Here is a 13,208-nt window from a genome sequence, read left to right as displayed (position 1 = left end):
CCACCGAACGGAGCCGACCACCATGGAGCCCGACCTCAGCAAGTACCGCCTCGAAGGCGACAACTCGATGTACCGACTGCCCAGCGGTTTCGTCGCGCCCGTGGTGACGCGCGGCGGCCTGGAGGACGCGGGTACCGCCGACTCCGGCGGGGCCGTCCGTATCTCGGGCGTCAGCATTCAGCACACCCCGGCCACCAAGCTCTGGTTCGGCAAGGTCAGCAACGAACCCGGCTACCGCTCGGTCTCCCACCACCACGGAGAGGCCGAGACCGGCGGCTACGTCCTCTCGGGCCGGGCGCGCATCTACTTCGGCGAGAAGTTCGAGGACTACGTCGACATGGAGGAGGGCGACTGGGTCTTCGTGCCGCCGTTCATGCCCCACGTCGAGTGCAACCTCTCGCGCAGCAAGCCACTGACGTGGATGACGACCCGGACACCGGAGAACATCGTCGTCAACCTGCCCGACATCGCCGATTCCGAACTGCGCGACTGGCTGAACCGATGACGGCCGAGACCTCCCCGACCTCCAAGGTCTTCACCGACGCGGTCACCCTGACCGCCACCGAGCCCGAGCACTTCGACCTCGCCTTCACCGCCGTCACCCAGCCCTGCCCCTGGCCAAAGGCGTACGGCGGCGACCTCGTCGCGCAGGCCGCCGCCGCGGCGATGCGGTCGGTGACCGACGGCAAGTCGCTGCACTCGATGCACAGTTACTTCCTACGCCCCGCCGACATCGGGGCGAGCGTGCGCTACGAGGTGGAGCTGCTGCGCGACGGCCGCGGCTACAGCACCCGGCAGGTGCGCGGCTACCGGAACGGCAAGCCCCTCTACGTCTGCCTGGCCAACTTCGCCGCGGGCGAGCCCGGCGGCACCTTCGAGGCCGAGTTCACTGACGACGTTCCCGCTCCGGAGGAACTCCCCAGCTCCGCCGCCTACTTGGCGGACCTCGACGGCGGCACGATGACCGAGGAGTCCAAGGCCTACTGGTCCGCCGGCCGCGGCTTCGACATGCGGCACGTACCCGGACCCGTCTACCTCACCGTCGAGGGCAAGCAGGTCCCGCACCAGGCGGTCTGGCTCCGGCCGTTCGACCCGCTCCGCCCGGTCGACGGACTGACCGACGCCCAACGGGACTTGGCCGCCCTCGCCTACGTCTGCGACTACACGATCCTCGAACCCGTCCTACGGGTCCTCGGTCTGGCCTGGGCCATGCCCGGGCTGATCACCGCCAGCCTCGATCACGCCATGTGGTTCCACCGCCCGGGACCGGTGGGCGGCTGGCTCCTCTACGTCCAGGAAGCGGCCGCCGCCGACGCGGGCCGCGGCCTTGGCGCGGGCCGCTTCTACACCCGCGATCACCGTCACCTGGCCACCGTCGCCCAGGAAGGCATGCTCCGTTCCGCCTGACCCCGCCGGCCCGCCGACGGATTCCCGGAAGGACCCTTCCGATGCCTCCCCCTTCTTCTCCCTCCGCCCTCTCGCCCTCCGCGCATGTGGACAGCTTCACGCGCGACCACCTGCCCCCCACCCACCTGTGGCCGGTCGTCGAATTCACGACGCCGGAGCTGCAGTACCCGGACCGCCTCAACGCCGCCACCGAGCTCATCGACATCCCCACCGCCAGGTTCGGCCCCGACCGGCCGGCCCTGTGCACGCCGATGGGGGAGAAGTGGACGTACGGCGAACTGCGCACGCGTGCCAACCAGGTCGCCCAGGTGCTGACCGAGGATCTCGGCCTGATGCCGGGCGGACGCGTCCTGCTGCGCTCGCCGAACACCCCCTGGACGGTCGCCGCCTGGCTCGGCGTGCTCAAGGCCGGGGGCGTCGTGGTGACCACCATGGCCGCCCTGCGCGCCCGTGAGGTGACGCCGGTCGTCGAACGGACCCGGCCCTCGATCGCGCTGGTCGACCACCGGTTCGCCGAGGACATGCACACGGTCCGCGCCACCGCGTGGCCGTCGCTGACCGTCGTCGAGTACTGCGGCGGCACCCCCGACGACCTCGTCGCCCGCGCCACGGCCAAGCCGGGCGAGTTCACCAACGTGGAGACCGCCGCCGACGATGTGGCGCTCCTCGGGCCGACCTCGGGCAGCACCGGCGTACCCAAGATCACCATGCACTTCCACCGCGACATCCTCTCCATCGACAACACCTTCGGCCGCCACGCCCTGCGCCTGACCGCGGACGACACGGTCGCCTGTACGGCCCCGCTGGCCTTCACCTTCGGCCTCGGCATGCTCGTCGTCTTCCCGCTGCGGGCCGGCGCCTGCACCCTGCTGACCGAGGCGGCCACCCCCGCTCAACTGGCCGATCTGGTCGAACGGCAGGGCGTCACCGTGCTCGCGACGGCGCCCACCGCGTACCGGGCGATCGTGCGCGCGGGGCAGGCGCGACAACTCGTCGGGCTGCGGGTGGCGGTGTCGGCGGGCGAACACATTCCGAGCACCACATGGGAGCAACTGCGGGACGCGGCCGGGCTGGAGGTCATCGACGGCATCGGCGCCACCGAACTCCTGCACATCTTCATCACGGCCGTCGGCGACGAGATACGTCCCGGTGCCACGGGCAAACCGCTGCCGGGCTACCGGGCCACCGTGCTCGGGCCCGACGGCGAGGAACTCGGCCCCGGTGAGCCGGGCCGGCTGGGTGTCATCGGGCCGGTCGGCTGTCGCTACCTCGACGACGAGCGGCAGAAGGACTATGTCGTGGAGGGCTGGAACACCACCGGCGACATCTTCCACCGGGACGAGGACGGCTACTTCTTCTACCACGCACGCGGCGACAACATGATCATTTCCTCGGGCTACAACATAGGCGGACCCGAGGTCGAGGCCGCCGTCGACACCCACCCCGACGTGCTGGAGTGCGCGGTCGTGGGCCGCCCCGACAAGGAGCGCGGCTCGGTGGTGTGCGCCTTCGTCGTGCTGCGGGACGGCGTGCGGGGCGACGCGGCCAAGGTCAAGGAGATCCAGGACCACGTCAAACAGGTCATCGCCCCCTACAAGTACCCGCGCGACGTCCGGTTCTGCGACTCCCTGCCGCGCAACGTCAGTGGCAAACTCCAGCACTTCGCACTCCGCAAGATCATCCAGGACGAGCTGGGCGCCACGCCCGCCGCCGAGCAGTGAGAGGAAGCTCCGTGAAAATCGCGATCGTCGGCGGAGGCCCCGGTGGGCTCTACTTCGCTGCTCTGATGAAGCAACTGGACGCGACCCACGAGGTCACCGTCTGGGAGCGCAACGCCCCTGACGACACCTTCGGATTCGGTGTGGTGTTCTCCGACGAGACCCTCGGCGGAATCGAGAACGCCGACACCGAGTTCGCCGAGGCGATGGCCCGGCGCTTCGCCCGGTGGACGGACATCGACATCCACTACCGCGGCGAGAGCCACACGATCGGCGGCCAGGGCTTCGCCGCCATGAGCCGCAAGGAACTCCTCCGCCTGCTCCAGGAGCGCTGCCGCGCCCTCGGCGTCGACGTGCGCTTCTCGACGCTCGCCCCCGACATCGAGGAACTCCGCGCCTCGCACGACCTGGTGGTCGGGGCGGACGGCGTCAACTCCCGTATCCGGCAGGAGCACGCGGACGTCTTCCGGCCCACCCTGGACCGGCGGCACAGCAAGTACATGTGGCTGGGCACGGACCGCGTCTTCGAGGCGTTCCAGTTCTTCGTCAAGGAGACCGAGTGGGGGACCATGCAGGTCCACGGTTACCCCTACTCCGAGACCGGCTCCACCTTCATCGTCGAGATGCACGAGGACGTCTGGCGCCGCGCCGGCTTCGACGCCACCGAGGGTGCGGAGTTCGGGCCCGGCACCTCCGACGAGCAGGCCGTCGAACGCATCCGCGGCCTGTTCGCCGAGGAACTCGCCGGCCACCAGGTGTTCGCCAACAACTCCAAGTGGCTCAACTTCACCACCGTACGCAACGAGCGCTGGCACCACGGCAGTCTGGTCCTCATCGGCGACGCCGCGCACACCGCCCACTTCTCCATCGGCTCGGGCACCAAGCTGGCCATGGAGGACGCGCTCGCCCTCGCCGCCTGCCTGCACGAACACCCCGACGCCGAAACGGCGTTGACCGCCTACGAGACCGAGCGGCGGCCGGTCGTCGAGTCCACCCAGCGGGCCGCGCAGGCGTCACTTGAGTGGTTCGAGAACATCGGCATGTACGTCCAGCAGGAGCCGACCCAGTTCTGCTTCAACCTGCTGACCCGCTCCCGCCGCATCACCTACGACAACCTGCGCACCCGCGACCAGGAGTTCGCCGACCGCGTCGACGCCGCCTTCGCCAAGTCCCAAGGGCTCGGCGGCAGTTCACCGGCGATGTTCCAGCCCTTCCGGCTGGGACAGCTGGAGCTGAAGAACCGGGTCGTCGTGTCACCCATGGACATGTACTCCGCCGTCGACGGCGTACCCGGCGACTTCCACCTCGTGCACCTCGGCTCCAAGGCCATGGGCGGTGCCGGACTGGTGATGACGGAGATGGTCTGCGTCTCGCCCGACGCCCGCATCACGCCCGGCTGCACGGGCCTGTGGAACGACGAGCAGCGTGACTCGTGGGCACGGATCGTGTCCTTCGCGCACGAGCGGAGCACCGCCCGCATCGGCCTCCAGATCGGCCACTCCGGCCGCAAGGGTTCCACCAGGCTGATGTGGGAGGGCATGGACGACCCGCTGCCCGAAGGCAACTGGGAGACCGTCGGACCCTCGCCGGTCGCGTACGGTCCCGGCTGCGCCGTGCCTCGCGAGGTCACCCGCGAGGACATGGACGGGATCGTCGCCGACTTCGTCGCCGCCGCCCGCCGGGGCGCCGAGGCGGGCTTCGATCTGCTCGAACTCCACTGTGCGCACGGCTACTTGCTCTCTTCCTTCCTGTCCCCGGCAGCCAACCACCGCACCGACGCGTACGGTGGTTCGCTGGAGAACCGGCTGCGCTTCCCGCTGGAGGTCTTCGACGCCGTGCGCGAGGCATGGCCCGCCGAGCGGCCGATGATCGTGCGCATCTCCGCCACCGACTGGGTGCCGGACGGCAACACCGAGCACGACGCCGTCGAGATCGCCCGCGCGTTCATAGCGCACGGGGCGGACGGCATCGACGTCTCCTCCGGCCAGGTCACCAAGGACGAGACCCCGGCGTTCGGCCGCTCCTACCAGACGCCGTTCGCGGACCGGATCCGGCACGAGATCGCCGCCGCGACCGGCACGGCGGTCATCGCCGTCGGCGCCATCGCCTCGTACGACGACGTCAACTCGATCCTGCTGGCGGGCCGCGCCGACTTGTGCGCCGTGGGCCGGACCCACCTCTACGACCCGCACTGGACTCTCCACGCGGCGGCCGAACAGGACTACCAGGGCGAGGCGGCTCAGTGGCCGGTGCAGTTCGGGGCCGGTCGCCGCAAGCCGCCGACCGCCCGCACCGACGCCGTACGACCCCGCCTCTCGCTGCTCCGGGCCGACGACTCCGAGCAGGACATCCATCTTCGCTGGACCCCCTCGCATGCACCGGCCTCCGTCTGACGAGGCGGTGGACGGCATCGGCGATCTCGCCCGTGCCGTCCACCGAGGCCGCGTGGAATGGGTGGACACCGATGCCGCAGGGCACCACCACAACACGGCCGTCGTGCGCTTCGTCGAGGCGGCCGAGGCAACGTTGATGCGGGAGTACGGCGTCGACGGCTACTTCGGATCCGCGCCGCGCGTGCGGTACGAGGTCGACTTCGCGTCCCCGCTGTGGTTCGGGCAGGAGGTCACGACGACCGTCCTGGTCGAACGCATCGGCAGGTCGTCGTTGACCTTCCGCTTCGAGGTCTGGGGCGAGGAGTTCGACCAGCGGCCACGACGGCTGTCGGCTTCGGGTCGGTACGTCACCGTGCATGTCCCGCGTGGTGCTCGCGAGAGCGCACCGTGGCCCACCGAGTGGGTCGCCGCGCTGGGAGGCGATGCGTTGAGCCGTGGTTCTGTTGGTGGGTGACGTACCGTCAGGCAGCTTCTTGTTCAAGGGAGTTGCGCAGGCGCAGCAACTCCCGACGGCGGGCGTGCGCCCGTAGCAGGAGCAGTCCCGCGGCCACGACGAGGGCCGTGCCGGCCAAGGCGGTGGTCAGGGCCTCGGCCGTGGTGCCGCGGACCGCGGCCGGCGAGGCGCCGGCTCAGGACCCACCCGGCGAAGGCGGCCCTGGCGAGGCCCACGGCGATCAGTGCGGCGAAGGCGACCTGGGTACGCGCCGGAAGCGGATGTGTGGGTCGTGCAAGAGGTTGCACCAGCGTGGAACGCCTCGGGCTCCCCGAGCCGGCAGCGCACCACCAGCAAGCCCTTCGTGCCCGTCGTCGCTCACCGCGTCTCCCTGCCTCGCCTCATGTTTCACCGGGACAGTCGGTGTCGGGGAGGGAAAGGCGCGCGGGCGGCCGGGTGAGGCGACGAGTCACCCCGTCGCCCGGCGCGTCCAGTCGCGTCCGCAGTCTGGCCGCTAGTCCGCGTCCGCGGCCTGTTCGCCGGAGCGGCGCCGGCGTGCGCCGTAGAACACCGCGGGGATGCCCGGTACCAGGATCCAGCACAGGTACGCCCACTGGGTGGCGAGCGCGACCGGAATCGAGACCAGGAACCCGGCCGCCACCACGCTCATGCGGCGCATCGCCCGGGGGAGCAGGTCGGGCGGGGTGCCCGGCCGGTAGAGGCCCTCACGGTTGATCTCCCGGACCATGAACACGAACAGCACACACGCGACGAACTGCACGACGGCGTAGAAGATGAACCGGGCCTGGAACGCGTCATCGCCGCCGATCACATCGGTCGCGAACGGGGTGATCACCAGCATGAGGAGCCAGTACACGGTCAGGCTCGTCAGCAGCTTGTTCGACGACGTGACATAGCGGAACACCCGGTGGTGGGCGCGCCAGTGCGCGGCGATGACCACGAAACTGATCATGAACGCCAGGTAGGCCTCACGATGATCGGTGGCCGAGTGCCACAACTCGGAGTTGGTCTTGCCCTCGGGCACCGGCAGTTCCAGTGCCAACAGGGTGAGTGCGATGGCGATCACAGCGTCCCCGAAGAACGTGAGTCGCTCCGCGGCGACCGCCCGGATCTCCGTGTTCTCGGACGCTTGTTGATCAGTCGAGAGAGCCATGGCGCAGAGAATGCCACAGGCGGTTGTGGGCCCCGCACACCGGTTGCCCGCACCCAGGTTGCCGGTTGCCCGGGAGCCGGGCCGGGGAGTGGTACTGCTGTTCCCACCCACTCCGCTGGCGGCCGCCGTAGGGGCCGGAGGAGGATCAAGCACGACCGTCGTTCCCCACTGACGAAGGCGCCGAGTCCGCCGGTGCCGCAGAACGGACACCGTCATGACCATGGCCTATCTCGCACAGCCCGAGCAGCAGCAGAAACTCGAATGGCTCGACGGCGGCGAGTTCGCCGTACTCCTGGACAGTGCGGCCACCGCCGGGCAGTTGACCGTCGGACGGTTCTCCGTCGGCAAGGGCGAGGCACCGCCGTACCACCAACACACCCGCGAGGACGAGGTGTTCATGCTGATCAAGGGCAGTGCGCTGCTGTGGTGCGACGACCAGGAGATGGAACTGTCCGAGGGCGGCGTCGTCTTCCTGCCCCGCAACGTCCCGCACGGCTACCGGATCACGTCCGACACCGCCGACCTGCTCATGATCTGCACCCCGGGCGGCATCGAGGGCATGTTCCGCCACGCCGGACGTGACCTGGCCACCCCGCGCCCCGAGGGCTTCGAGATCTCCCGGGACCTCATGGCCGAAGCAGCCGACATGTACGGCCAGATCATCGTCGGCCCGCCGCGCTGACCGTCGGCAGGTCCGCAGCGATCACCGCTCCGCCGTACGGCACTTACCGGAACCACGATCAAGAAAGTAGGGCACAGCCATGTCCCGGCAACAGCGCGAAGCTCTCGACGACCTGCTGCGGCACGCCCCGCTCGATGTCGGGGGAGACGTCGGCGAAGCGCGTGCCGTCTTCCACGACATGATGACGGGCGTGCCGTTGCCGCCCGATGTCACGGCCACGGCGGGGGAGTTGGGCGGCGTACCCGTCGTGACGGTGGAGACACCGGCGAGCGACCCGGCGCATGTGTTGCTGTATCTGCACGGTGGTGCGTACGCCATCGGGTCGGCGGCCGACGCCGTGGGCCTGGCCGGGGATGTCGCCCGGCGCGGCGGGGCACGTGCCGTGTGCGTGGACTATCGGCTGGCCCCCGAGCACCCGTTCCCCGCTGCCGTCGACGACGCCCTGGCCGTCTACCGTGCCCTGCTCGACGACGGTGTTCCCAGCTCCGCCATCGCCTTCGTCGGTGAGTCGGCGGGTGGTGGTCTCGCCGTCGCGACGCTCGTCGCCGCCAAGGACGCGGGGCTGCCCCAGCCCTCGTCCGCCGCCGTCTTCTCCCCGTGGGCCGACCTGAGCGTGTCCGGCGACAGCGCGATCGGCAAGGCCGCCGTCGACCCCGCGCTGACCCCGGAGGGCCTGCGCACCCGCGCCCGCGACTATCTGCGGGACACCGATCCCCGTACGCCGCACGCCAGCCCCGTCTTCGCTGATCTCACCGGCCTGGCGCCCCTGCTCATCCAGGTCGGCTCGCACGAGATCCTGCTCGACGACGCCGTACGGCTGGCAGCACGCGCCGCCGCGGACGACGTCCACGTCGAGCTGCAGGTCTGGCCCCAAGTGCCGCACGTCTTCCAGGCGTTCGCCGTGATGCTCGACGAGGCCGACGCCGCGCTGCGGGCCGCCGCCGACTTCACGCGTGCGCACTGGGCCGCGTCCCAGGCCACCGACGCGTTCGGCGAGGAACCGCTGGCGGGTAAAGAGTCCGTTGTGCGGCAGTAGAAGCACCCTGTGGTCCACGGCATGTGGACCACCATGACCTGTATGGCAACGACGAACCACTTCGGCATCGCACTGCGGGGCTGGCGTGAGCGTGTGTCGCCCGGCGACTGCGGGGTGGCGACCGACGGGGGCCGGCGCATCCCCGGACTGCGTCGCGAGGAACTGGCCCGACTGTCCGGACTGTCGGTCGACTACGTGGTGCAGCTCGAACAGGGCCGCGCCCGCCACCCCTCCGCCCAGGTCGTCACCGCCCTGGCCAGAGCGCTGCGCCTCGACCCGGCCGAGCGCGACCACCTGTTTCGCTGCGCCCGACTTGCACCGCCCGCCACCGGGAACGTGTCCCGGCAAGTGCCCGCGCGGGTACACCAGTTGGTGAACCGGCTGGGAGACAACCCCACCGCGGTCTTCGCCGCCGACTGGACCCTCGTCGGCTGGAACGGGATGTGGTCCGCCACGGTCGGCGATCCCCGTACGTACGGCTGGGACGAGGGCAATCTCGTCGCCGCGATGTTCCGGTCGAGAGGCGGACCGGCGGAAGTGCCCATCGCGGCCTGGCCCGTGCGGTCCTGGGCCGGTGACGAGGCCGAGGAGGAGGACCTCGTCGCCGACCTGCGCGTGACGGCGGCCGCCCATCCGCACGACGGACGGCTCGCCTCGTTCGTCGACCACCTGCGGCGCAGCAACCCCCGCTTCAAGCGCCTGTGGTCCAACGGCAGCGCCCGCGCTCATGTCGGCGACCGTAAGACGATCGAGCACCCCCTGGTCGGGGACATCGACGTCGACCTCGACGTCCTGATGCCCGCCGGTACCGACCTCAGGGTCGTCACGTACACGGCCGGGGCCGAGACCACCGGCGCGGAGAAGATCGACGCCCTGCGTGCCGCCCGCGACGCGTCGCGCACGAGCCCGTCCCGGCTCAACTCGGAGATGCCAAAGGTCGGTTGATGGTCACGGTTCGGTGACGAAGGCCGGTGCGGTGTGCGCCGGGCGGACCTCTGCGGCGTGGGAGTGGTGCGACGGTGACGGGGCTCGCCCCGGTGGTTCGAGCCGTCGCACTTCCTCCAGGACGAACGAAGGGCCGACCATGCAGTTCCGCATATCGACCACTCAGCACCGCACATGGGGATTGACCGCTGTCGGCGTCGCCGCCGCGGGCCTTTGCGCCGTGTTGGCCACCACGGCACTGGCCTCGTCCGACCACGGAACCAAGCCGCAGGCCGACAAGCAGTCGTCGAGCACGGCCCAGGAGGTCCCGGGGACGAAGGCGCCGGCCGTCGCCGGGACCGACTCCCAGCTGTCCAAGGAGCAGAAGACGTCCCCCGCCGACGGGACCAAGCCCCAGATGTCCGAGGAGAACCAGCAACTCCTGCAGATACAGCGGGAGATCAAGGGCACGACGACCGGCCCGACCGCGGACCAGATCGCCAGGGCCGACAAGTTGATCGGACAGTTGAAGGCGGACGGCAAGGCCACCGCGGACCAGCTCGCCTGGCTGAAGCTGACCACCACGGAGAAGACCACGCAGCCGGCCCCGGTCGGCAAAATCTGAGTGGCGCGTGAAAGCGACGGTGTCCGGGAGCGGCAGGTCGCAGTGACGGACTTCGAGGAGTTCTACCAGTCGGCGTACGCGCGACTGGTCGGTCAGCTGTTCTCGGTCACCGGCAGTCTCGAACAGGCCGAGGACGTCGTACAGGAGGCGTTCGTCCGGGCCCTGGACCGCTGGCCCACGATTCAGGCGTACGACGTGCCGGAACTGTGGGTGCGCCGGGTGGCGATCAACCTCGCGGTCAGCGAGATCCGGCGACTGCGCCGACGCGCCGCGGCCTTGCTGCGCCTGGGCGCCCAACGCCCGCAGCCCCACCTCACACCGGAGACGGCCGGTGTCGCCGAGATGCTGCACCGGGTGCCGGTGAACCAGCGGCTGGTGCTGTTGCTGCACGACGTACTGGACCTGCCGATCGAACAGGTCGCCGAGCAGTTGGGCCTGCCGGTGAGCACCGTGCGCGGCAGGCTCTCCCGAGCCCGCGCAAACCTGGCCCGCCAACTGGCCGCAGATCCGGAAGGAGCGCTGTCCCGCCATGGCAGAACCTGAGCGCAGTCTTCGCCGGCTCGTCGAGGAGGGCACCCGGGCCGCTCGGCAGCCACCGGTCGGCGACCTGCGACGCCGGGCCCGGCGCCGCCGTACCGTCCGCCAGGCCGCTACCGCCACGGCTGCGGCCCTCGCCGTGGCCGCCACGGTGGTGGCCGTCCTCCCGCTGATCGGCTCCGAGCCGTCCGGAACCGGCCCTCCCGCTCCGACGACGCCCGGCGCCCCCCGTCCCTCGGTCGCCCGATCCCTGACCGCCACGCCGACCCAGACCGTGCGCGGCGGCGCCATCACGCTCCACGGCACGGGCTGCGCGCCGGGCAAGTCGGTGTCCGTCGGAATCCGCTGGGAGCGCGGCGCGAAGCTGAGCCTCTCGATGGAGGAGCAGAAGGGGCAGAGCACACCGCGGACAACCGCCACGAGCGCCGAGACACACACGCTGACCTCGGTTGACGCACGCGCAGACGGTTCCTTCGAAGCGAAGGTCACGCTCCCGACCAGCCCCGCGATCGCCGAGCCCACCCTGTGGGCACGCTGCCGGACTCCGACCCCGGCCCACCAGCTGACCCAGGACATCTCGATCGTCGTCAGCGGCGACTGACGGCTGTGTAACCGCCTAGATTCTCTTGACAGGTTAGGGGTCGAGTGGTTGGCTCGTGCTGTAACCACTCAGGGCGATGTCAGGAGTTAGACGTCATGGCGACCATTCATCACCGTTACGCGACCGTCCGTGGGCAGCGGCTGTTCTACCGGGAAGCGGGACCGAAGGACGCGCCGGCCGTCGTGCTGCTGCACGGCTTCCCCACCAGCTCGTTCATGTTCCGGGATCTGATCCCGCTGCTGGCCGACCGCTATCACGTCATCGCCCCGGACCACCTCGGCTTCGGCCTGTCCGACGCGCCGTCCGTGGACGACTTCGACTACACCTTCGACGCCTTGGCCGACCTGACCTCGGATCTGCTGGCTCAACTCGGTATCAGCCGCTACGCGATCTACGTGCAGGACTACGGCGCCCCCGTGGGCTGGCGGCTCGCCCTGGCGGACCCGGCCGCGGTCACGGCGATCATCAGCCAGAACGGAAACGGCTACGAGGCGGGGTTCGCGGAGGAGTTCTGGAAGCCGGTGCGGGCGTACTGGCAGGAGCAGGGCCCGCAGACCGAGCCCGGGGTGCGCGCGGCGCTGACCCTGGAGGCCATCCAGTGGCAGTACCTGAACGGCGTGCCGGACGAGAGCCTGGTCAGCCCCGACACCTGGCACCACGACCTCGCCATGGTGTCCCGGCCCGGGAACGACCTGGTGCAGCTGAAGCTGTTCGCCGACTACGCGAACAACCTCCCGCTCTACCCGAAGCTCCACGCCTATCTGCGCGAGAGCGAGGTCCCGGTGCTCGCGGTGTGGGGCCGCAACGACGAGATCTTCCTCCCGGCCGGCGCGCTGGCCTTCGCCGACGACGCGCCCCACGCCGAGATCCACCTCCTCGACGGCGGCCACTTCCTGCTCGAAAGCCACCTCGACCCCACCGCCGACCTCATCCGCGGCTTCCTGAACAAGTCCCTGTCATGACGGGGCCGCTGCACGGCGAGACCGTGCTCGTCATCGGGCGGGGCGGCGGCATCGCCCGCGCCGTGGTGATCGCCGCCCGGGACGCCGGAGCCCGCGTCATCGCCGCGGGCCGCGACCAGCAGGCACTCGACAAGGCCTACGCCGGCGAACCCGACATCGACACCGAGACGGTCGACCTCACCGACGAGACCTCCATCGCCGCCCTCGGCGAACGGCTCGGGACGGTCGACCATGTGGTGTCCACCGCCTCGGCACGCGCCCGCGGCCGGCTCGCCGACCTGGACCGGGACGCGGTCAGGCGCTCCTTCGACACCAAGGTGATCGGCCCGCTGATGCTGGCCAAGCACCTCGCTCCCCGGATCCGCGAGTCCGGGTCCTTCACCCTCTTCTCCGGCGTCGCCGCGGCGAAGATCGCGGTCGGCACGCTGGCCGTGGCCATCACCAACGGAGCCGCCGACGTCCTGGCCCGCTCCCTCGCCCTCGAACTGGCCCCGATCCGGGTCAACGCCATCTCCCCGGGAGTCATCGACACCGGCGCCTGGGACGCCCTCGGCGAAGCGGGCAAGGCGGACTACTTCGCCGACATCGCCGCCCGCAACCCGGCCCGCCGCATCGGCACCGCCGACGACATCGCGAGCGCCGTCCTCTACGCCATGACCAGCACCTTCCTGACCGGCGTCACCCTGCGCATCGACGGCGGCGAACCGCTCACCTAG

General features: G+C 70.3%; 14 protein-coding genes. 13 read left to right on the top strand and 1 reads right to left on the bottom strand.

The window, feature by feature from the left end:
* Nucleotides 1-22: 22 nt before the first annotated feature.
* Genes M2283_RS38170 through M2283_RS38150 form a run of 5 tightly spaced genes read left to right on the top strand, consistent with a single transcriptional unit; the run spans nt 23 to nt 5,972 of the window.
* Nucleotides 23-505 (top strand): cupin domain-containing protein, encoded by a 483-nt coding sequence (locus tag M2283_RS38170; protein ID WP_280881100.1) that lies wholly within the window; start codon nt 23-25, stop codon nt 503-505.
* Complete coding sequence (locus M2283_RS38165) at nt 502-1,407, top strand: acyl-CoA thioesterase (protein ID WP_280881099.1); 906 nt, start codon at nt 502-504, stop codon at nt 1,405-1,407. The genes M2283_RS38170 and M2283_RS38165 overlap by 4 nt, the downstream gene beginning before the upstream one ends.
* A 41-nt stretch (nt 1,408-1,448) precedes the next feature.
* Nucleotides 1,449-3,128 carry an AMP-binding protein gene (locus M2283_RS38160; protein ID WP_280881098.1) on the top strand — a complete coding sequence of 560 codons (1,680 nt, stop codon included), beginning with the start codon at nt 1,449-1,451 and terminating at the stop codon, nt 3,126-3,128.
* A gap of 11 nt (nt 3,129-3,139) precedes the next feature.
* Nucleotides 3,140-5,518, top strand: a complete 2,379-nt coding sequence (locus M2283_RS38155; protein ID WP_280881097.1) for a bifunctional salicylyl-CoA 5-hydroxylase/oxidoreductase — start codon at nt 3,140-3,142, stop codon at nt 5,516-5,518.
* Complete coding sequence (locus M2283_RS38150; RefSeq protein WP_280881096.1) at nt 5,499-5,972, top strand: acyl-CoA thioesterase; 474 nt, start codon at nt 5,499-5,501, stop codon at nt 5,970-5,972. The genes M2283_RS38155 and M2283_RS38150 overlap by 20 nt, the downstream gene beginning before the upstream one ends.
* 493 nt (nt 5,973-6,465) lie before the next feature.
* Here the strand turns inward: M2283_RS38150 and M2283_RS38145 are convergent, their stop codons facing one another.
* The gene (locus M2283_RS38145; protein ID WP_280881095.1) at nt 6,466-7,125 is read right to left on the bottom strand and encodes a TMEM175 family protein; all 660 of its coding nucleotides are present in this window, start codon (nt 7,123-7,125) and stop codon (nt 6,466-6,468) included.
* A gap of 220 nt (nt 7,126-7,345) precedes the next feature.
* On the opposite strand from M2283_RS38145, the gene M2283_RS38140 reads away from it, so the two are divergent.
* The 8 genes from M2283_RS38140 to M2283_RS38105 all read left to right on the top strand — a co-directional run bounded on the left by M2283_RS38140 (nt 7,346) and on the right by M2283_RS38105 (nt 13,208).
* Nucleotides 7,346-7,807, top strand: a complete 462-nt coding sequence (locus tag M2283_RS38140) for a cupin domain-containing protein (RefSeq protein ID WP_280881094.1) — start codon at nt 7,346-7,348, stop codon at nt 7,805-7,807.
* Nucleotides 7,808-7,886: 79 nt separating this feature from the next.
* Nucleotides 7,887-8,843, top strand: coding sequence for an alpha/beta hydrolase (locus tag M2283_RS38135; protein WP_280881093.1), 957 nt, complete (start codon nt 7,887-7,889; stop codon nt 8,841-8,843).
* A gap of 42 nt (nt 8,844-8,885) precedes the next feature.
* Nucleotides 8,886-9,788, top strand: coding sequence for a helix-turn-helix transcriptional regulator (locus M2283_RS38130; RefSeq protein ID WP_280881092.1), 903 nt, complete (start codon nt 8,886-8,888; stop codon nt 9,786-9,788).
* 139 nt (nt 9,789-9,927) lie between these two features.
* Nucleotides 9,928-10,392, top strand: coding sequence for a hypothetical protein (locus M2283_RS38125; RefSeq protein WP_280881091.1), 465 nt, complete (start codon nt 9,928-9,930; stop codon nt 10,390-10,392).
* Nucleotides 10,393-10,935 (top strand): sigma-70 family RNA polymerase sigma factor, encoded by a 543-nt coding sequence (locus M2283_RS38120; RefSeq protein ID WP_280881090.1) that lies wholly within the window; start codon nt 10,393-10,395, stop codon nt 10,933-10,935. It begins immediately after the preceding gene.
* The gene (locus M2283_RS38115) at nt 10,922-11,530 is read left to right on the top strand and encodes a hypothetical protein (RefSeq protein WP_280881089.1); all 609 of its coding nucleotides are present in this window, start codon (nt 10,922-10,924) and stop codon (nt 11,528-11,530) included. Before M2283_RS38120 ends, M2283_RS38115 begins: the two co-directional genes overlap by 14 nt.
* 95 nt (nt 11,531-11,625) lie before the next feature.
* Nucleotides 11,626-12,492, top strand: a complete 867-nt coding sequence (locus M2283_RS38110; RefSeq protein WP_280881088.1) for an alpha/beta fold hydrolase — start codon at nt 11,626-11,628, stop codon at nt 12,490-12,492.
* Entirely contained in the window at nt 12,489-13,208 is a 720-nt protein-coding gene (locus M2283_RS38105; protein WP_280881087.1) for an SDR family oxidoreductase, read from the top strand. Before M2283_RS38110 ends, M2283_RS38105 begins: the two co-directional genes overlap by 4 nt.

The sequence above is a fragment of the Streptomyces pseudovenezuelae genome (assembly GCF_029892565.1).
Lineage (GTDB): Bacteria > Actinomycetota > Actinomycetes > Streptomycetales > Streptomycetaceae > Streptomyces > Streptomyces pseudovenezuelae_A.
Note: the sequence above shows the minus strand (reverse complement) of the source record. Positions and strands in the feature narration are given on the sequence as shown.